General features: G+C 58.4%; 17 protein-coding genes and 1 pseudogene. 7 read left to right on the top strand and 11 right to left on the bottom strand.

Annotated features, from left to right (window positions below; all coding sequences use genetic code 11):
* The 5 genes and pseudogenes from OQ460_RS01155 to OQ460_RS01135 all read left to right on the top strand — a co-directional run bounded on the left by OQ460_RS01155 (position 1) and on the right by OQ460_RS01135 (position 4,080).
* Entirely contained in the window at positions 1 to 1,176 is a 1,176-nt protein-coding gene (locus OQ460_RS01155; protein ID WP_410017906.1) for an integrase core domain-containing protein, read from the top strand.
* A 39-nt stretch (positions 1,177 to 1,215) separates the two neighbouring features.
* Positions 1,216 to 1,653: pseudogene (locus OQ460_RS01150) on the top strand (MetQ/NlpA family ABC transporter substrate-binding protein); the annotation flags it as partial.
* A gap of 2 nt (positions 1,654 to 1,655) precedes the next feature.
* Positions 1,656 to 2,771 carry a methionine ABC transporter ATP-binding protein gene (locus OQ460_RS01145; protein WP_410020112.1) on the top strand — a complete coding sequence of 372 codons (1,116 nt, stop codon included), beginning with the start codon at positions 1,656 to 1,658 and terminating at the stop codon, positions 2,769 to 2,771.
* Positions 2,761 to 3,405: a methionine ABC transporter permease gene (locus OQ460_RS01140; protein ID WP_410020111.1), complete on the top strand. Its 645-nt coding sequence runs from the start codon at positions 2,761 to 2,763 to the stop codon at positions 3,403 to 3,405. Before OQ460_RS01145 ends, OQ460_RS01140 begins: the two co-directional genes overlap by 11 nt.
* Positions 3,406 to 3,444: 39 nt before the next feature.
* A complete protein-coding gene (locus OQ460_RS01135; protein ID WP_410020110.1) occupies positions 3,445 to 4,080 on the top strand; it encodes a class I SAM-dependent methyltransferase in 636 nt (211 codons plus the stop codon).
* A gap of 15 nt (positions 4,081 to 4,095) precedes the next feature.
* Here OQ460_RS01135 and OQ460_RS01130 read toward each other — a convergent pair whose 3' ends face one another.
* From OQ460_RS01130 to OQ460_RS01120, 3 genes are read right to left on the bottom strand one after another with little or no spacing between them, the layout of a single operon-like run.
* Positions 4,096 to 7,146, bottom strand: coding sequence for an efflux RND transporter permease subunit (locus tag OQ460_RS01130; protein WP_410020109.1), 3,051 nt, complete (start codon positions 7,144 to 7,146; stop codon positions 4,096 to 4,098).
* Positions 7,143 to 8,213 carry an efflux RND transporter periplasmic adaptor subunit gene (locus OQ460_RS01125; RefSeq protein ID WP_410020108.1) on the bottom strand — a complete coding sequence of 357 codons (1,071 nt, stop codon included), beginning with the start codon at positions 8,211 to 8,213 and terminating at the stop codon, positions 7,143 to 7,145. Before OQ460_RS01125 ends, OQ460_RS01130 begins: the two co-directional genes overlap by 4 nt.
* Positions 8,210 to 9,319 carry an efflux RND transporter periplasmic adaptor subunit gene (locus OQ460_RS01120; RefSeq protein WP_410020107.1) on the bottom strand — a complete coding sequence of 370 codons (1,110 nt, stop codon included), beginning with the start codon at positions 9,317 to 9,319 and terminating at the stop codon, positions 8,210 to 8,212. The genes OQ460_RS01125 and OQ460_RS01120 overlap by 4 nt, the downstream gene beginning before the upstream one ends.
* A gap of 120 nt (positions 9,320 to 9,439) precedes the next feature.
* Here OQ460_RS01120 and OQ460_RS01115 point away from each other — a divergent pair, with 120 nt between their 5' ends.
* Positions 9,440 to 10,600 (top strand): AAA family ATPase, encoded by a 1,161-nt coding sequence (locus OQ460_RS01115; RefSeq protein ID WP_410020106.1) that lies wholly within the window; start codon positions 9,440 to 9,442, stop codon positions 10,598 to 10,600.
* A gap of 134 nt (positions 10,601 to 10,734) precedes the next feature.
* Here the strand turns inward: OQ460_RS01115 and OQ460_RS01110 are convergent, their stop codons facing one another.
* The 8 genes from OQ460_RS01110 to OQ460_RS01075 form a co-directional block, all read right to left on the bottom strand.
* Positions 10,735 to 11,190, bottom strand: coding sequence for a hypothetical protein (locus OQ460_RS01110; protein ID WP_410020105.1), 456 nt, complete (start codon positions 11,188 to 11,190; stop codon positions 10,735 to 10,737).
* A 42-nt stretch (positions 11,191 to 11,232) separates the two neighbouring features.
* A complete protein-coding gene (locus OQ460_RS01105) occupies positions 11,233 to 11,727 on the bottom strand; it encodes a GNAT family N-acetyltransferase (RefSeq protein WP_410020104.1) in 495 nt (164 codons plus the stop codon).
* 203 nt (positions 11,728 to 11,930) lie between these two features.
* Positions 11,931 to 12,320: a hypothetical protein gene (locus OQ460_RS01100; RefSeq protein WP_410020103.1), complete on the bottom strand. Its 390-nt coding sequence runs from the start codon at positions 12,318 to 12,320 to the stop codon at positions 11,931 to 11,933.
* Positions 12,317 to 13,723 carry a PAAR domain-containing protein gene (locus OQ460_RS01095; protein ID WP_410020102.1) on the bottom strand — a complete coding sequence of 469 codons (1,407 nt, stop codon included), beginning with the start codon at positions 13,721 to 13,723 and terminating at the stop codon, positions 12,317 to 12,319. Before OQ460_RS01095 ends, OQ460_RS01100 begins: the two co-directional genes overlap by 4 nt.
* A 651-nt stretch (positions 13,724 to 14,374) precedes the next feature.
* Entirely contained in the window at positions 14,375 to 15,157 is a 783-nt protein-coding gene (locus tag OQ460_RS01090; RefSeq protein ID WP_410020101.1) for a MetQ/NlpA family ABC transporter substrate-binding protein, read from the bottom strand.
* A 150-nt stretch (positions 15,158 to 15,307) separates the two neighbouring features.
* Complete coding sequence (locus tag OQ460_RS01085; protein ID WP_410020100.1) at positions 15,308 to 16,234, bottom strand: sigma 54-interacting transcriptional regulator; 927 nt, start codon at positions 16,232 to 16,234, stop codon at positions 15,308 to 15,310.
* Between the two features lie 47 nt (positions 16,235 to 16,281).
* Entirely contained in the window at positions 16,282 to 16,863 is a 582-nt protein-coding gene (locus OQ460_RS01080) for an alpha/beta hydrolase (protein WP_410020099.1), read from the bottom strand.
* A 153-nt stretch (positions 16,864 to 17,016) separates the two neighbouring features.
* The gene (locus OQ460_RS01075; protein WP_410020098.1) at positions 17,017 to 17,415 is read right to left on the bottom strand and encodes a type III secretion system chaperone; all 399 of its coding nucleotides are present in this window, start codon (positions 17,413 to 17,415) and stop codon (positions 17,017 to 17,019) included.
* A 548-nt stretch (positions 17,416 to 17,963) separates the two neighbouring features.
* Here OQ460_RS01075 and OQ460_RS01070 point away from each other — a divergent pair.
* Complete coding sequence (locus OQ460_RS01070) at positions 17,964 to 18,866, top strand: hypothetical protein (protein WP_410020097.1); 903 nt, start codon at positions 17,964 to 17,966, stop codon at positions 18,864 to 18,866.
* The last annotated feature ends 27 nt before the right edge of the window (positions 18,867 to 18,893 follow it).

The raw sequence follows: 18,893 nt of genomic DNA, 5'->3' as shown, positions 1-18,893 counted from the left end.
ATGCCCTGGAAAGAGCTGAAACCTATGGACCTCAAAGTGATGTTCATCGCGGCGTATCTGTCTGAAGAGCACAGCTTTAGCCAGCTGTGTCAGGACTATCAGATCAGCCGAAAGACTGGCTATAAGTGGGTCGAACGCTATCAGCTAGAGGGGCCCAGTGGGCTCGATGAGCGTAGTCGGCGCCGGCACAACCAGACCTATGTGGTGCCGCTGGTTGTGAGGCAGGCAATCATTGAGTTTCGCTCTACTGGCGAAACGGTTCCGGGTCCTAAAAAGATTCAGAACGATCTGATGAAACGCTTTCCCGGACAGGATCCGCCTTCTAAAACGACCATCTACAACATCCTTAAGGCAGCGGACCTGATCACGTCTCGACCGTTGCGCCAGCGTGTCGCTGTCTATCCCAAGCCTTTGCGTAGGGCAGAATCGCCTAATCAACTCTTCAGCGCAGATTACAAAGGCCAATTTCTCACCGGAGCGGGTGTCTGGTGTTATCCGCTGACGATCATGGACCATGCCAGTCGCTTCTTGCTTGCCTGCGAGAGCATGGCTAACACCAATCTCAAGGAGACCCAGCAAACCTTCGAGCGCGTCTTTCGGGAGTATGGGATGCCTGAGCGCATCCGAACCGATAATGGCGTGCCGTTTGCGAGCACGGGGCGTGCGGGGTTGTCGCAGTTATCGATCTGGTGGCTACGCCTTGGGATTATTCCTGAGCGAATTGAGCCCGGTCGACCAGATCAAAATGGACGTCATGAGCGTATGCACCGGACATTGAAGAGTACGTTTCCCAAACCGCCGGCCATTGCCTGGGAGGCTCAGCAAAAACACTTTGATCGATTTATGCAGCACTACAATCACGAACGGGGACACGAGGCACTCGGCCAGAAAACCCCGGCGTCCTGCTATACCCCATCAACCCGAGCTTACCCGGAGAAACTACCGGAAATGGGGTATGCGAGCCATGTTGAGTGTTACCTGGCCGATGGTAGCGGAATCATTAATCGAGATGGTCTGCGGATATATGTGGGGAACCTGCTCAGGCATCAAACCATTGGAATGGAGATGATCAAAGACGGGGTATGGAATGTTATCTTCGGTCCGGTGATCCTCGGTCACGTCAATGCCCGGGACGCAAAAAACGGCTATGTTTCAATCAAAGTGTCACCTATGTGAATGCACTTTTTTGTAACCCATGTGGTTGTTCCGTACACCGAAGGCGCCAGCGTGGCGATTGCCAACGACCCGATCAACAGCGGCCGCTGCCTGCAACTGCTGGCCAAGGCGGGCTTGATCACCCTCACGCCAGGCGTGGGCTACAAGGCCACCGAGGAGGACATCACCGCCAACCCGAAAAAACTCAAGATCCTGCAGGTGGAAGCGGTGCAACTGGTGCGCGCCTATGACGATGCCGACCTGGTACAGGGTTACCCGGCCTATATTCGCCTGTCCAAGACCTTCGATGCCGAGTCGGCGCTGCTGTTCGACGGCATCGACTTCAAGGAGTACGTAATCCAGTTCGTGATCCAGCCAAAAAGCAAAACCGATCCGCGGCTGATCAAGTTCGTCGATATCTATCAGCACTCGCCGGCGGTACGCGCCGCCCTGGATAAATCCCTTGGCAAGCTCTACCAAGTCGGCTGGGAAGGTTGAACATGAGTGCTGCCAACGCCCAATTGCGCGACCTCGGCATACCACCAAGGAACGCGCAGCAAACCGAGCTTCATCCCGAACTGAACCGCGCCCATGTGCGCTTTATCAACCTGGGCAAAACCTATGACGGTACGGTACATGCCCTGCAAGGCATCGACCTGGCGATCCAGCAGGGTGAAGTGTTCGGCATCATCGGACGCAGCGGCGCCGGCAAATCGTCGCTGATTCGCACCATTAACCGCCTGGAGCAGCCCAGCAGTGGCCGGGTGCTGATCGATCAAGTGGATATCGGCGACTTCGATGAAGACCGCCTGGTAGCGCTGCGGCGGCGCATTGGCATGATCTTCCAGCACTTCAACCTGATGTCGGCCAAGACTGTGTGGCAGAACGTCGAGTTGCCACTCAAGGTCGCCGGCGTACCCAAGAAACAGCGCCAGCAAAAGGTCCGCCAATTGCTGGATCTGGTGGGACTGCAGAACAAGCACACGGCGTATCCGGCGCAGTTGTCCGGTGGGCAAAAGCAACGTGTCGGCATCGCCCGTGCGCTGGTACACGACCCGCAGATCCTGCTGTGCGACGAAGCCACGTCGGCGCTGGACCCGGAGACGACCCAATCGATCCTCGGCCTGCTGCGCGAGATCAACCGGCGCCTGGGGCTGACCATTGTCCTGATCACCCATGAGATGGCCGTGATTCGCGAAATCTGCCACCGCGTCGTGGTCCTGGAACATGGGCAGATTGTCGAGCAAGGCCCGGTGTGGGAAGTGTTTGGCAACCCCCGGCATGAGGTCAGCAAAACCCTGCTGGCGCCACTGCAACACGCCTTGCCCGAGGAACTGCAACGCCGCTTGCAGCCCACGCCGCCCTCAGTGGATGCAGCCGTTGTGCTACGCCTGCAATTGACCGGTGCCAGTGAAGATGAACCGGACCTGGCCGCGTTGTTCGCCGCACTCGGCGGGCGCGTACGACTGCTGCAAGGCGCGGTAGAACGCATCCAGGGCCACGCCTTGGGGCAATTATTGCTGGCGGTCAGCGGTACGTCCCTGGACGCAGACGCTTTACGCACCCGCGCCACGCGCTGGGCACAACAGGTCGAGGTGTTGGGTTATGTGGTTTGATCGTTTAGTGCAGGGCGCCATCGACACCTTGTTGATGGTCGGCGTGTCGTCATTGATTGCGCTGTTGGTGGGCATTCCGCTGGCGGTATTGCTGGTCACCAGCGACAAGGGCGGCATCTTCCAGGCACCCACACTGAATCGGGTGTTGGGGGCCGTCGTCAATCTGTTCCGCTCGATTCCCTTTCTGATTTTGATGGTGGCGTTGATCCCGTTCACTCGGCTGATCGTCGGGACCACCTACGGCGTCTGGGCTGCCGTGGTGCCGCTGACCATCGCCGCCACGCCGTTCTTTGCGCGAATTGCCGAGGTCAGCCTGCGGGAAGTCGACCACGGCTTGATCGAGGCCGCGCAAGCCATGGGCTGCCGGCGCTGGCATATCGTCTGGCATGTATTGTTGCCCGAGGCGCTGGCGGGCATTGTCGGTGGGTTCACCATTACCCTGGTGACCATGATCAACTCTTCGGCCATGGCCGGGGCGATTGGTGCGGGGGGCCTGGGGGATATTGCCTATCGCTATGGATACCAGCGTTTTGACAGCCAGATCATGCTGACCGTGATTGTGTTGCTGGTGATCCTGGTGGCGACAATTCAATTGGCCGGGGATCGGTTGGCGCGGGTCCTCGACAAGAGGTGAGGTATAGTCGGGGCATCTCAACGCTTGGTATTGCCCGTCATGAAACTGCAGCCCGACGACCTCGACCAGATCACTGCCACGACACTCGGCCACTACACCAAGGTGGCCGAAGATTTTCGCACCGGCACCCGTGATCATGATGTGAGCCAGAACATCGACGCGTTGTTACGCCATATCCAGGGTTCTGCGCCGTTTACCGTGCTGGACTTCGGTTGTGGCCCGGGGCGGGATTTGCAGACTTTCACGCGCCTGGGCCATATCGCCGTGGGGCTCGATGGCTGCGAGCGTTTCGCACAGATGGCACGGCAAGACAGTGGCTGCGAGGTATTGCAGCAAGACTTCCTGAAACTCGACCTGCCCGCCGCACGCTTTGACGGAATCTTCGCCAACGCGGTGCTATTTCATATCCCCGGGCAAGAACTGCCGCGCATTCTCAAACAGCTTCACGCGGCATTGAAGCCCGGTGGCGTGTTGTTCAGCTCCAACCCCAGGGGCGAGAACCAGGAAGGCTGGAACGGGCCACGGTATGGCGCCTATCACGACCTGCACACCTGGCAAGCGCTGCTGACGGCGGCAGGATTCAAAGAGTTGGAGCATTACTATCGACCTGCCGGTTTGCCCCGGGAACAGCAGCCTTGGCTGGCCAGTGTGTGGCGCAAACCAAGGGCCGCCTGAGTTCCCCAGCCGGCATCACTGGCTGCTCTTCGGCTCGCGGATCTTGTACCAGGCCACATACAGCGCCGGTAAAAACAACAATGTCAGCAGGGTGGCAACGATAATGCCGCCGATCATCGCATAGGCCATCGGCCCCCAGAACACTTCCCGAGCGATGGGGATCATGCCCAGGCTGGCAGCCGCCGCGGTCAGCAGAATCGGTCGGCGGCGATGCTCGGTGGCTTGCACCACTGCGTCCCACGGCGTGTAGCCATCCTGCTCGTAGGCATCGATCTGCGTCACCAAAATCACCGAGTTGCGGATGATGATGCCGATCAGCGCAAGGATCCCGAGGATCGCCACGAAGCCCATGGGCGTGCCCGTTGGAATCAACGCCAACACCACACCAATAAGCCCCAGCGGTGCAACACTGGCCACCAGGAACATCTTCTGCACGCTGTGCAACTGGATCATCAAAAAGGTCGCCATCAAAAACAGCATTAACGGCACCACACTGGCAATCGGGCCCTGGGCCTTGCCACTTTCCTCCACGGTGCCGCCGGTGGCGACCTTGTAGCCTACCGGCAGGCCGGCGCTGAACTTGTCGATCTCGGGCTGGAGTTGCTTGACCAGATCCGTGGGCTGCATGTCATCGCGCACGGCGGCCTTGATAGTGATGGTCGGTTTGCGATCCCGACGCCATACCAACGGCTGCTCCAGCTCATAGCCTACGGTGGCGAACGCCAGCAGCGGTATCGAGGTGCCGCTTGGCGTGACGATCTGCAAGTTCTGCAGGGTTTGCGGGGTACCACGCTCCGCGTCTTCGGCACGGCCGACCACATTGATCAAGTAGATATCATCGTTGACCTGGGTCACGGCTGCGCCGCTGACCACACTGTTCATCAGCTGCGCCACGTCTTCGGACGACAGCCCCAACTGCCGCGCCTTATCCTGGGCGATATCGATCCGCAGCACTTTGCCAGGTTCGTTCCAGTCGTAAATGATCTCCCCCAGATGGTTGTTCTGATCCAGCAAGGTGGCCAGTTCAATCGCATGTTTACGCACTTGGTCGATGTCTTTGCCCGAAACCCGGTATTGGATCGGACGCCCCACCGGCGGGCCCATTTCCAGCGGCTGGACAAAGCTGCCCACGCCGACGAAATCATCCCGCAGGCGCTTTTGCAGGCGCTCGATCAGCGCACCGCGCTCTTCCAGGCCTTTGCTGACAATCACCAACTGCGCGTAGTACGGGTTCTCCAGTTGTTGGTCCAGCGGCAGGTAGAAACGGATCGCGCCCTGGCCGATGTAGGTGCTCCAGCGGGCAATGTCCGGATCATCCTTGATGATCGCTTCGAGCCGGTCGACGGCCTTGCGGGTTTCATTGATCGAGGCGTTTTGCGGCAGGTTGAGGTCGACGAGTATTTCCGGCCGGTCCGAGGACGGGAAAAACTGGTTCTGCACAAACTGCATGGAAAATACCGACGCCACGAACAGCAGCACTGTGATCCCGATCGCCCACCAGCGGTTGCGCATGGCCCAGAGCATCCCGCCGTTGAAAGCCCGGCCAACGCGCCCAGGTTCCTCGCTGTGGGGTTTGACCTTGCTGCTGAGGATATGTACGCCGATCACTGGCGCAAACAACACCGCCACCACCCACGACACCAGCATCGCCACGGCAATCACCGCGAACAGGGTGAAGGTGTACTCGCCCGCCGAACTGGCGTTCAAGCCGATAGGCACGAAACCGGCCACCGTCACCAGCGTACCGGTCAACATCGGGAACGCGGTGGAAGTGTAGGCATAAGTCGCGGCCTGCTCCTTGGTTTCGCCTTTCTCCAGGCGCGTGATCATCATTTCCACGGTGATCATCGCGTCGTCCACCAGCAGGCCCAAGGCAATGATCAAGGCCCCCAGGGACACCCGCTGCATGGTGATGCCGCTGTACTCCATGAACACGAATACCAGCGCCAGCACCAGCGGAATGGAGCACGCCACCACCAGTCCGGCACGCATGCCCAGGCTGATAAAACTCACCACCAGAACGATAATCACCGCTTCGAACAACGCACTGGTAAAGCCTCCGACGGCCTCTTCCACCACCTCTGCCTGGTCGGAAACCTTATGCACACCGACGCCCACCGGCAGGTCGGCGGTCAACTCATCCATGCGCTGGTGCAGCGCCTCGCCGAAGTCCTGGATATTGCCGCCCTTTTGCATGGCGATGGCCAGGCCAATCGCTTGTTGGCCATTGAAGCGAAACATCGGGCGCGCCGGGTCGATGTAGCCCCGTGTGATATCGGCAATGTCCGCCAGGCGATAGAAGCGATCGTTGAGTCGCAGGTTAACGTTGGCCAGGTCTTTTTCCGAGGCAAATTGCCCGGAGGTACGCACCGAAATCCGCTCTGGCCCGGCCTCGATGACCCCGGCCGGGGTGACGGCGTTCTGCGATTGCAGGCTCTGCACCACTTGCCGCTGGTCAATCCCCAGGGCCGCGAGTTTGCGCGTGGAGAAGTTCAGGTAAATCACTTCGTCCTGCTGGCCGATCATCTCGACCTTGCCCAACCCCGGTACTGCACGAATCTCGGCTCGTACCTGCTCGACATAGTCACGCAACTGGCGCATCGACAGGCCGTCTGCGGTAAAGGCATAGACCGAGCCGAACACGTCACCGAACTCATCGTTGAACGCCGGCCCTTGCAACCCTTGGGGGAAGCTGCCGCGAATGTCATCGATCTTCTTGCGCACCTGGTACCAGATATCGGGGATGTCCTTGGCGCTGGTGGTATCGCGCAGGAACACGAACACCGTGGACTCGCCGGGTCGGGTGTAGCTTTTCACGTAGTCGAGGGAGTCGAGCTCTTCGAGTTTTTTCTCGATGCGGTCGGTGACTTGCTTGAGGGTTTCCTCCTGGGTCGCGCCAGGCCAGCGTGTCTGGATCACCATGGTCTTGATGGTGAAGGAGGGATCTTCTTCACGCCCAAGGTTCATGTAGGAGAACACGCCCATCAGCAGCGCGACGAACATCAGGTACCAGACGAAGGACTGATGCTTGAGGGCCCAGTCGGATAGGTTGAAACTCCCTTTCATCGCGGGCTGTCCTCATCGGTTTTGACTTTTTGCCCGGGCTTCAGACTGTTGACGCCAGCACTGACCACGCGCTCGCCGGGCTGGACACCACCGTCCAGCAACACATGGCTCGCAGTGCGGCTGACAACGCTGATATCGCGGTGCTGGACGGTCTGGTTTTGCATATCAATCACCCAGATACGGCTTTTGCCGTCGACCTCCTGCACCGCGCTGAGGGGCAATTCGATACGCGGGGCAACGGCCGAGCTCAAGGTCACGCTGATCGCCGTACCCAGGCGGAACGCCGCAGGGGTATCAGCCAGGGTCAGGCGGGCGCGGCGAGTGCGCGTGGCGCTTTGTGCCTGGGGTTCGATTTCGCGCACAGTGGCAGTGGTATGGACACCGGGGTCCAACTGCGCGGCCACCAGAAACACCACATCCGGGGGCAAGCGCTCGGCAAGGTTGGCGGGCAGATCAATCACCGCCTCCTTGATATCGGGCCGGGCCAGCGCCACCACTTGCTGACCCGCGCTGACCACTTGGCCAGCCTCGGCATTCCAGGCCGTGACGATGCCGGCATGGTCAGTGTGCAACTGCGCGTAGTCGAGCTGGTCCCGTGCCTGATCCACCGCTGCCCTGGCCTGGTCAAGGGAGGCCTGGGTGGTTTTCAGGTCGGTCTGGGCAATATCCAGTTGTGCCTGGGCACCGACGCCACGGTTGAACAGTTCCTGCTGGCGGCGCGCATTGGCCTGGGCGTTGATCCATTGTGCCTGGACACGGGCCAGGTCGCCCTGGGCCGCGCGCAACTGATTCTGCTGGTCGGTGGGGTCGAGTACCGCCAGCAAGGCGCCCTTCTCCACCTCGGCCCCCACATCCACGGCCCGCCGAGCGATGCGACCCGGTACGCGGAACCCAAGGTTACTTTCGTAGCGAGCCTGGATATAGCCGGCAAAGCGGCCGAGGTTTGCCTGGTCCTGGGATTTGACTTCAACCGAAAGTACCGGACGCACCGGTTCGGGGGCAGGCTCTTCCTTGGAACAGGCCAGCAGCGCCAGGCTGCCGGCAAGTATCAGCGCCAGATGCTTCATGGCTGCACTCCCCTGGCCTTGGCCTCGCCCGCAGGTTGGGCAATCTCCACCTGCATGCCGGGATGCAGCAATTGCCCCCCGGCCACCACCACTTTCTCGCCGCCCTTGAGGCCGTCACTGATGATCACCTTGCCGGTCAAGTAACGGGCAACGGTGACGCGGTGCAGTTGTGCCTTGCCGTCGCCGTCCACCAGCCACACGGCAGGCTCGGGCGCATCCAGGTCCTTGGTCAGTGCCGCCCAGGGCAACTCGACACTGCTCTTGGCCGGCCCATTGGCCGTGGCGCTGACCACCGAGCCCAGTTCCATGCCTTTGGGCAGGGCGTCCAGGGCGATCTTCACTTGCACGGTGCCACTGTTGGCGGCCACGGTCGGGGTCACTTCGCGCACCCGGCCAACCGCTTTGATCTCTGGGTTGTCCAGTAGGCTGACCGTGATCGGCGTATCGGCGGGAGGCTCTACCAGCAGTGATTCATAAACGTTGAACACCGCGTCGCGCGCACCGTCACGGGCCAGGCTGAAGATCGGCATGGTGGCCTGCACCACTTGGCCGACTTCGGCCTGGCGCGCAGTAATCACACCCGCGGCATCGGCGACCAATGCGGTGTAACCCAGTTGCTCACGGGCATTGGCCAGTTGCGCCTGGGCTGCGGCCAGCGCACTTTGGCTGCTGCGCAACGCGGCCTGGGCCGAGTCGTATTCGCTGCGGCTGGTATAGCCCTTGGGCAGGAGCTTCTCCTGACGCACAAAGGCAGCGGCGGTCTGCTTGACCCGCGCCTGCTCCGCCACCACTTGAGCCTGGGCAGAGTTGACGTTGCTCTGCAAATCCTTGGGATCAAGCCTGGCCAGCACTTGCCGGGCGGTCACGCGGTCGCCGACATCGACCATGCGCTGGATAATCTTGCCGCCGACACGAAACGACAGGTCGGCCTGGACCCGCGCCTGGATATCCCCGGTCAGCGTCACGGCGGCGGCGAAATCGCCCGCCTGCACGGTTTGCACAAAGACCCTGGAATGATCCTTGGGTGCAGATTTTTCCTGGCCGCAGCCGCTGAGCAATGCCAGTAGGGCAAGGCCATAAATGAATGTCGAGGTCGGACCGCCCATGCAGGCTCCTTTGCGTGATGCTGACGTGCCAGTGTGTATGCGACTGTGAGCTTAGTTCAGGGTTCCTTATCTGCGTCTGGGATTCCATACTCACCCTCGTTCCCGAACAGATGCGACCCCATGCTCAAAACCTTAGCGGTGGCCAATTACCGCTCGATCAATAAATTGGTGGTACCGCTGGGCCGGCTCAACGTGATCACCGGCCCCAACGGCAGCGGCAAATCCAACCTGTACCGCGCCTTGCGCCTGCTGGCGGAAACTGCCCAGGGCGGGGTGATCAACGCCCTGGCCCGTGAAGGCGGGCTGGACTCGACGTTCTGGGCCGGGCCTGAAAGCATCAGCCGTCGCATGCTCGACGGTGAAGTCAAAGTGCAGGCAGCCGTGCCCCAAGGCGCCAAGCGTCTGCGCCTGGGATTTGCCGGGGAGGATTTCAGCTATGCCATTTCCCTTGGCCTGCCCGAGCCCAGCGAGTCCTATTTCTCTCTGGACCCTGAGATCAAGAAGGAATGCATCTGGGCCGGCCATATCTACCGCCCGGCGAGCCTGCTGGTGCAACGGTCCGGGCCGATGATCCGCGCCCGCGATGGCCGTGCCTGGGATGTATTGGCCCAGCACACGCCCAACTACCACAGCCTGTTCGATCAAGTCGGTAGCCTGCGCGGTTCTCCTGAAGTATTGACGCTGCGCGAAAGCATCCGTGGCTGGCGTTTTTACGATCACTTTCGCAGCGACGCTGAGGCACCGGTGCGCCTGCCACAACTGGGCACGCGCACGCCGGTGCTGCATCACGATGGCCGCGACCTGGCCGCAGCATTGCAGACCATCCGTGAGATCGGCGATCCCGATGCGCTGCAACGCGCGGTCAGCGATGCGTTTCCCGGCGCACGCTTGAATATCCAACCCTTGCAGGGCGGGCGCTTTGCCATTGAGTTTTATCAGGACGGGTTGCTGCGACCCTTGTCAGCGGCAGAGCTGTCGGATGGCACCTTGCGTTATTTGTTGCTGGTCGCCGCCCTGCTGACACCACGCCCACCGACGATGATGGTGCTCAACGAGCCGGAAACCAGCCTGCACCCGGACTTGCTGCCCGCATTGGCCCGCTTGATTATCCAGGCATCACAACAGTGCCAGGTGTGGGTGGTGTCCCATGCCAGTCGCTTGATTGCGGCATTGCAGCAGGATGAAGAATGCAATTCGATCGTGCTGGAGAAGGTGATGGGACAGACGCAGATTGTCGGGCAGCGGGTGCTGGATGAGCCTGCCTGGCATTGGCCGAGTTGAGAGCAGGGACGGGTATGTGCCCAGACCGACCCCACCCGTAAAGATATGTAGGTACCTGTGCCCGTTTGGGGGAGCGGGGTTGGGGTGAGGGAATATGCAGAGCTGTTTTCAGTTGGAAGCCGTTCTCCATCGAGTTACTTCAACTCCGACAGTACCGATACGATCACTAGCCAAACACCACTACCAATCATCATCATAAAGTCGATTTTCAGTAGCCGTTTAAGGTGAGGAGGGAAGTTTTCAAGATCGACAGGGTCCAGTTCACCAGTAAGTAGCGATGACTTTGGCATCATGATCATCTGGGTGATTTTAGCCATATCCATGAGAGACCAAATCCATCCCCGCTTCCCAAGGCTTGCGCCCCAAATGTAGATATAACGACTGTTCTTCAAGGCCTCTTTGATAGCGTCCAGATGACGGTGACTCAAGTACAAACTGTATGTAAGCCCTGCAGCTGCAAGCAGAAATGGGCCCGCCAAAAGCCAGACGGCTAGCCAGGATGTCCAAAATCCCTCGGCTGTCATGGCATAGTCGTAGGCGTCCGGGCAACACATCTTCCTGATGCCGTCGCTTAAGGCGATGGTGCCCACCTCATTTTAAGCGGCCACAACGCCGCTCCTGTGCCGGAAGGCTTACAATACCAACGCATAAAATCGCGTATCGACCACCATCAAAGGAAAACCGGCTGGCAGATTCTGCTGTTCTATCAGCTCGAAGCCGTGTTTTTCATAGAAACGATGGGCAGCTAAAAACCTATCCGTGGTACCTAAATAAATCCGTTTTACGCCACGCTCTTTCGAGGCCTCAACTAGGAGCTCAAGCATCTGTTTGGCTACATTAAACTCCCGCCCTCGCCAAGGCGCTGCAACGAACATCTTGCGCAAAGCGACTTCACCATTGCCAATGTCCTTCAGACCAATCGTTCCGATCACTGCACCCTGTCTCCGGGCCAACCAAAAGTCACCGGTACCGGTCTGGTAGAACGACTGGATTTGCATTAAGTCTGGCTGATCCTCCGCTGAAATCTCAATTCCGAACTCCTCACGTTGGATAGGCAAGATCAAAGCTATTACATCTTTCTCGTCGCCTGGCGCGTATCGATCAATGTCGATGTCATTCATGGTCATTGCTCTCCAGTGCTCGATCAAAGCCCTAACAATGCCCGTTCCGTTACATTTTGGCGATAAGCGCATTAATCAGCTGCTGCTGAGCCTTGGATAAGCGTCCGGGGGACACACCTTTCTGACAATACCGCCTATACCTGTGGATGCACCTAATGCCAGGCAGATCGGACCACTGATATCAAGAGCTGACTTCAGTTTCCATCGAGTTACTTAAATTTCACCAGCACAAATGCAGCCACTAACCATACGCCACTGCCAATCATCATCACTGACTTGATCTTCAATAGACGTTTTAAGTGAGGGGGGAAGTTTTCAAGATCGACAGGGTCTAGTTCACCGATGACTAATGATGACCTTGGCATCATGATCATCTGGGTGATTTTTACGATCTCCAAAAATGACCAGATCAAACCCCGTTTGCCCAGACTTGTCCCCCAAATGTAAATATAGCGACTGTTCTTCAAGGCCTCCTTGATGGCGTCCAAGTGACGATGGCTCAGGTAGAAACTGTAAGCAAGATCCACAGCTGTAAGCAGGAATGGACCAGCCAAAAACCAGATCGCCAGCCAGGATTTCCAAAACTCTTCCACTGTCATGGCAAAATTTTCTCGTACAGCATTTCTCCTAACTCTTCGCCCCCCGCCTCACCGAGTTTGGTACCCACCCATGAGCCAGTCCCTATAACTGCGGCCACACAAACAATACCGCCTATACCCGTAGACGCGCCAAGTGCCACACAGATCGGGCCACTGGCATATTTGGCTAGTCCACCACCCGCAGCACCACCAAAGGTAGCCCCACTAAACTTCCCTCCTTCCGTAAACCTGACCCTCTCACAAGCCTCCCCGGAATCCCCATTACACACCTGCTCAATCGCCAATAACGACGACACCCCGCCCACCCCGATTCCGATATACCCACCCGTCGTCATGTACTTGGCAGCACGACTGATCGCCTCCACATGCCCGGCATACCCCGGAATTTGTCCCGGAGCACCGGCCTTGTCCCAGTGATGCACCAGGCTCTTGCTGGAAATACCCAGCGCCGTTTTCAACTTCGGGTGATCGCCGAAGGTTGTCTGGCCACGCAGGCGGGTGGAGTTCAACAGGTGGGCATCCAGTTGTTTGAGCAGGTGCTGGCGATCGGCGAAGAATTGCGCTGATTTGAGATGACCGTGCCGGCGATAATTTTCCTGATGCAAACGCTCCATGGCCTGGAGCGTGTCGCGCAGGTTGGCCAGGTGCTTTTCCATCATCACGGCGCTGACGCCCAGCCAGGTCGAGCCCTGGCCGGAAAAGCTGGCGATTTCGGCAGCGTGCCGATGCAGGAAGTCAGCTTCCTCTGGCGTGAGGGGCGCAAGGGTTGCCTCGACTTGCTGGGCGGCCTGCATCAGCTGTGCTTCCTGGTAGGTACAGGAAGTGTTTCGGGGATCGCCGAGCACGATCATCGAGCCGGCTTTTACATCGCCAATCTTCGGGTTGAGCACGTAAAACTTGCGCATCACACTGGGATCAGGCACAGGAAAAAGCATGGCCTCCAGTGCTTCGCGGGGCATGCTTTTGGAGGGCACGTAGAAGCCCGGTTCCTCGCCTTGCACGTCCGTAAACGTGTCGGGTGTCGGGTTGCGTGGAGGGGTGTAGGAAGACTGAGGCGGCGCAACCGGGCGCCGGGTTGACGGAGCCGGTTCAGGCGCGCGCCTGCTGGATTGCAATGAATAACCTTGATTGCTGTAGCTGACGGTGAATACCGACGGAATCAGCTGGGCCCGACACGGGCAACTGCTGAAGCTGTCCAGCGTGCCAGCCATATGCCGGCCATGACTGCTTATATGGGAAATGCCGCCGAGAATCGTATACGCCTGCCCGTTCTTTCCACAGGTGACCCGATCGCCTTCGCACGCATGAAGCAGGCCATAGAGACTGACCCTGTTGTCACCCTCCAGAACTTCGCCACCGCAGCTGGTTTTGTCACCTAGCCCAATGAAATAGCCTTTATTCATCCGTGCGTCTCTCCAGTTCATGCGGCGTAAGCCAATTAGCGGAACTGGAGATGAAACGACGGGGGACGCCCCGTCACAAGCCTGCGGGCTGGGTTGTCAGTAACGAAAAGGAAGCGTCTCCCAACGACAGCTACCAGCCTCCTACGGTGCTGTCTTACTAGGTATTGGATTGCGCACAAATACGTTGTTCATGAACCCTTGAGGTGGGAAGAAGTACACAACCGCCACACCATGCCCACGTCCTGGCGCCGCCGGGGTAATGCCGGGTAGCGCTGGACTTTAAAGGTATAAAAACAAAAAATTTCAATACCCAAATAGCATATTGATGTCACCCAAACAGATAACCCCCCGGATTCACCGGGTCAGTGGTGACAGCTATTGTTCTCACGGGCGTAGGAAGGCTCTTTTTTGCCGTGCGCATCTGCCGGGGCAGGCAGCGGTTGGCCAGACTGTGGCCACTTGTCACGTGAGGGTATGAGCAATGAACGAAGCGAAACCGATTGATCCGCAAGAGTTGGTGAAGTGGTTGGTAGCGTTGCGCAGGGCTATTAACAGTCGATAGACCCGCGTGGAAAAATCGACCTGCTGGCATAAAAAAACGCCGACGCTGTACCAGCCGTCGGCGTTCAAACCTTGAAGGGGACTAATGCATCAGAACGCGGGCAAGACCGCACCGTTGTATTGTTTCTCGATGAAGGCTTTGACCTCCGGGCTGGTGAGGGCCTTGGACAGTTTCTGGATAGCGTCGCTGTCCTTGTTGTCTGGACGAGCGACCAGGAAGTTCACATAGGGCGACTTGGCGTCTTCGATGATCAAGGCGTCCTTGGCCGGGTTCAGACCCGCGTCCAGGGCGTAGTTGGTGTTGATCATGTCCAGGTCAACCTGGTCCAGCACCCGTGGCAGCAACGCCGACTCCAGTTCCTTGAACTTCAGGTTCTTCGGGTTGCTCGCGATATCCTTGGGTGTGGACAACGCGTTGGTCGGGTCTTTGAGGGTAATCAGGCCGGCTTTCTGCAGCAGCAACAAGGCACGGCCACTATTGGAGCCTTCGTTGGGAATGGCGACGGTGGCGCCGTCTTTCAGATCTTGCAGCTTGGTGATTTTTTTCGAGTACCCACCAAACGGTTCAACATGAACACCGACGACAGTGATCAGGTTGGTACCCTTGCCCTTGTTGAAGTTTTCCAGGTACGGCAGGGTCTGAAAGTAGTTGGCGTCCAGACGCTTCTCGGCCAACTGCACGTTCGGCTGTACGTAGTCGGTGAACACCTTGATTTCCAGGTCCACGCCCTCTTTGGCCAGGGCCGGCTTGATCAACTCGAGGATCTCGGCATGGGGAATCGGGGTGGCCGCGATCACCAGTTTCTCGTTGGCCTGGGCCAGGCCGGCAGTCAAGGCAGCCGCCAGTGCGGTGAACAACAGAACCTTTTTCATGCAGTGTCCTTAATCGTAAATCCGGAGCGTCAATGACGGCCGTTTCTTATATGGGGTACCAGCGAAGTGCTATCGCGGCATGCAGAGGACAATACCGATATTTTTTATTCCCGAACAATACCTTTTATTCACTTTGATATTCCATTTTGCTCATACAGCACTCAGGCTTTGCAGCAAACGTTTCAACGCCACACGCTCCGCCTCGCTACCACTGCTGAGAATCTGCCGGGCCTGATGTTCAAGTTGCACCACCGAGGGCAGAGGCAAATTCAGATGCTCCGGCAGGATTTCATCGCCACTGCTGACCAGCAGTGCAAAGTGAATCACGTTCTCCAGTTCCCGGGTGTTGCCCGGCCAGCTGTGTTGCTCCAACACCCGCTGCGCGGCGTCGCTAATCAACGGTACCGGCAAGTCCAGGCGCTGGCTGTAGATGCCAAGAAAGTATTCGGCCAATGACAGAATGTCTCCCACACGCTCACGCAGTGCCGGCAACTCGAGCTGGCCTTCGCCAAGGTAATGGAACAAACGCTCGTTGAATTTCCCGACAGCCACCGCCTGGGCCAGATCAATGCTGGTGGCCGCTACCAGGCGCACATCCACCGGGCTGGGTTGCTGGGCGCCGACACGGGTGACTTCGTGATTTTCCAGGGCAGCAAGCAATTTGATCTGGATCGGCAACGGCAAATCGCCGATTTCATCCAGGTAAAGGGTGCCGCCGTTGGCCGAACCAAACCAGCCGGCACGGCTGCTGGCGGCGCCGCTGTAGCTACCGACGGCATAGCCAAACAATTCCGCATCGGCGTACGTCGGGCTGATGGCGCCGCAATTGACCGACACAAACAAACCGCCGCGATCACTGCCGCGATGGATATGCCGCGCCAGCAATTCCTTGCCGCTACCGGTTTCGCCGCGAATCAGCACCGGCAAGGCGCGAGGGGCCAGGTGTTCCAGGTCTTCGCGCAACTGGCGAGAACGCGGATCGACGAACACCAGCGCCTTGGCACGGATGCTCAGCGGGCTTTTTTCGGCGTCGGGAAAGGTCAGCAAGGGCTGACCATAGGTTTCGTGCAAACTCATGGCAGACTCCCGCCCACACCCACAAAGGAACGGGGCGTTGAAAAAATTCAGGCGCGGCGCCGGGCGTGATGCTCGAGGCGATTTTGCAGGCGATAGAGGTAGGAGAACCCCTGCTCCCAGCGCTGGTGGCCGGACTTCACATTGATATGCCCGGCACCTGTAAGAATCCCGGCCTCTGCTCCCCAGTCACGCGCCATGTCCAGAGCCCGGGCAGCGCTGACAGCACTGTCATTGTCGGAACATACAATTTGGCTGGGGAACGGCAACAGATCCCTTGGGATCGGTGCAAAGTTGCGCAACGCAGGCGCGCACGCCGGGCGTTCAACATCCGCCGGGGCGACCAGCAAGGCGCCGCGCACCTGGCGCAAAAAACGCAACGGAGCAGTTTTGGCCCAGTGGGCAACGGTGATGCAGCCCAGGCTATGGGCGATCAGGATCACTGGTGTGCTGTCAGCCGCAATCGCCTCGGCCAGGGCCGCGACCCAATCTTCGCGACGGGGCGTGAGCCAGTCGGCCTGCTCCACCCGAGCGCTGTTGGGCAAGCTGTTCTGCCAATGACTTTGCCAATGATCTTCTGGCGACCCTTGCCAGCCCGGCACGATCAGGTAACGAATCAATTCGCTGTGCATGGGTGTGCCCTCCTGCAGCGTTTAACGTTGCTGACCAGTATAGGGACGTCACATATATTCGTTAAGGAATAAGAAGATATTTATCTATAACCAAAACGAATGACAGTGTCTGACCAGACCAGGCCGTGTTCAGCCATTGTCATCTGACACTACTCACAGCAACTGAGAGCCTTTACCCACATCGCTCAATCGGGTGCGCATGGCCATGGCATGCGTGATGAATCCCGACACCCAATCGCAGAACGTAAGCTCATCCAAAACAACCAGGGGTAATTGGTCACACAACTGAACATTTTCCAGATCATCCAGGGCCAACCAGCAACCCAATGTTTTATCCATCTGGAAATTCACCTTGAGCAAGTGCCGATACACCTCACTTGATGCAAGAGCGGTCATAGTGCAATGAAGCATGACCATAGCTGCATCGGCAGGCACTTCGATCACCACCGCCTCCTGACCCTGGGCATTGTTCAACGCACAAATCCCGTTTTGCAGAGAAAGCTTGGCGCCATACCTTTTGCCTAAAGCGTGCAGCAATAACTCAAGGTTCATCTGTGGATTACCTGACTAGTCGGCTGGATTGTTCGCTGCTTCAACATCGGATTGAAGTTGAATTCCCAGTGGCCGCGTACAGTTCACCAGTTCCATAAGTCATGGAAGAAGGTCGAGGAACTCCTCGCGAACTGAGCACCACGTATGTGAGTACCCTCTCCTGGAGAATTAGCAAAGTGCTCATACCCAGCGAACAAGCATCTCTAGCGCCTCGCCCTTGCGACCATAGCCGGGCGATCCCAGGCGGTCCTCGGGGGTTAACTCAGGCCTCCTATTCCTACCCTGGGATACAGCCATCCTCAGAATCGTTGATCGACAAAGGCAGACGAGGCTCCGACCTCTCGCGTATCACTCAGACTCTCCCACACGCATTCTTGAGCCGCTCTTCAAACACAGCCGAGTTTGTCGATCCAGCAAGCCGTTCCGCAGTTGACGGTACGACCAGGACACTGGCCATGCGCCAAACGATAGCGGCGAGAAACCTGCTTTATCATCCCGGCCCAGTATTGCGTCAAGAGTTAGGCCTGGCCGCCGGGCGTACCCAGGACATGATGCACAAACTGGGTGACCTGCAAGCTCCTTTGGGTGGACATCTGTTTGGAACTGAGGGCCTTATGCCTGGCCAGGGGCCGCACGATTTACTCCAAAGTCTCCAACGCCTGAAGGACGATGGCTCCTCAGGAAGCGACAGGGCCACTGCCAAGGACCGTTCGATACTGATCGCATTGATGGGGGATATTGGCGCCATTCTGTCTGATACAACAACAGGTGTTGAACGCACCAAAGAGCAGGATCAGGCCCTGAGGATCGCCATTCCCTCGTTGCTGGGACGATCACAGTCAGCTGCCCAATTGATGGCGCCGGTTACGGCACTGGGAGGTTCCGGCGCTATAGGTCCTGCCAAAAAGCAGGAGCGAATCAAACCACCCAACGAGCAACCTCCTCGCACCGGCATCCATAATCTTGGGCGTGAGGCCGATGACAGGTTGAGCATTCCACTGCACAAACGACTGCTTCCCAGTCGATGGGATGTAGCACAACTCAAGAAAGAGCGTGTCGCTCATACCGAAGAGCCGCTGGTGGCGCATATGTCAGGCACACAGGCGGAAACCCTGGCGGTCTGGGATATTCTGCGCGGCGAAGAACAACCCTTTACCCAAGTGATGGACACTCATCGCAGCCGACCTGCCGCCAGCCTCAATCCAATGGACCCGTTGCCACCAGCTCATCAGGACGCCAGATATGCCCGAGCGGCGGGCGTCGGGGCCTTTCTTATCAGCAATGGCTTTCACAGCGCCGTAGAAGTATTGGGAGGAACACTTGCCTATACCGGCCAGGACGGGCAGTCGGCTGTCGGTCCACGCCAGGATGCCGGCCATCTGTTCGGACATGGAGCGGCGACCGAACTCATCACTGAACTGCTTGAGGCGAACACCTCCAAGCGCATCTGAATGTCAGTCACTGGGCCAGCGCCTCCG

The sequence above is a fragment of the Pseudomonas imrae genome (genome assembly GCF_046352735.2).
GTDB lineage: Bacteria > Pseudomonadota > Gammaproteobacteria > Pseudomonadales > Pseudomonadaceae > Aquipseudomonas > Aquipseudomonas imrae.
The sequence above is the reverse complement of the archived record's forward strand: the minus strand, read 5'-3'. Positions and strand labels throughout refer to the sequence as shown.

Excerpts from the sequence above, each read along its gene's own strand:
- OQ460_RS01155 (WP_410017906.1), top strand. The coding sequence starts at position 1 with ATGCCCTGGAAAGAGCTGAAACCTATGGACCTCAAAGTGATGTTCATC.
- OQ460_RS01145 (WP_410020112.1), top strand. The coding sequence starts at position 1,656 with ATGAGTGCTGCCAACGCCCAATTGCGCGACCTCGGCATACCACCAAGG.
- OQ460_RS01140 (WP_410020111.1), top strand. The coding sequence starts at position 2,761 with ATGTGGTTTGATCGTTTAGTGCAGGGCGCCATCGACACCTTGTTGATG.
- OQ460_RS01135 (WP_410020110.1), top strand. The coding sequence starts at position 3,445 with ATGAAACTGCAGCCCGACGACCTCGACCAGATCACTGCCACGACACTC.
- OQ460_RS01130 (WP_410020109.1), bottom strand. The coding sequence starts at position 7,146 with ATGAAAGGGAGTTTCAACCTATCCGACTGGGCCCTCAAGCATCAGTCC.
- OQ460_RS01125 (WP_410020108.1), bottom strand. The coding sequence starts at position 8,213 with ATGAAGCATCTGGCGCTGATACTTGCCGGCAGCCTGGCGCTGCTGGCC.
- OQ460_RS01120 (WP_410020107.1), bottom strand. The coding sequence starts at position 9,319 with ATGGGCGGTCCGACCTCGACATTCATTTATGGCCTTGCCCTACTGGCA.
- OQ460_RS01115 (WP_410020106.1), top strand. The coding sequence starts at position 9,440 with ATGCTCAAAACCTTAGCGGTGGCCAATTACCGCTCGATCAATAAATTG.
- OQ460_RS01105 (WP_410020104.1), bottom strand. The coding sequence starts at position 11,727 with ATGACCATGAATGACATCGACATTGATCGATACGCGCCAGGCGACGAG.
- OQ460_RS01100 (WP_410020103.1), bottom strand. The coding sequence starts at position 12,320 with ATGACAGTGGAAGAGTTTTGGAAATCCTGGCTGGCGATCTGGTTTTTG.
- OQ460_RS01095 (WP_410020102.1), bottom strand. The coding sequence starts at position 13,723 with ATGAATAAAGGCTATTTCATTGGGCTAGGTGACAAAACCAGCTGCGGT.
- OQ460_RS01090 (WP_410020101.1), bottom strand. The coding sequence starts at position 15,157 with ATGAAAAAGGTTCTGTTGTTCACCGCACTGGCGGCTGCCTTGACTGCC.
- OQ460_RS01085 (WP_410020100.1), bottom strand. The coding sequence starts at position 16,234 with ATGAGTTTGCACGAAACCTATGGTCAGCCCTTGCTGACCTTTCCCGAC.
- OQ460_RS01080 (WP_410020099.1), bottom strand. The coding sequence starts at position 16,863 with ATGCACAGCGAATTGATTCGTTACCTGATCGTGCCGGGCTGGCAAGGG.
- OQ460_RS01075 (WP_410020098.1), bottom strand. The coding sequence starts at position 17,415 with ATGAACCTTGAGTTATTGCTGCACGCTTTAGGCAAAAGGTATGGCGCC.
- OQ460_RS01070 (WP_410020097.1), top strand. The coding sequence starts at position 17,964 with ATGATGCACAAACTGGGTGACCTGCAAGCTCCTTTGGGTGGACATCTG.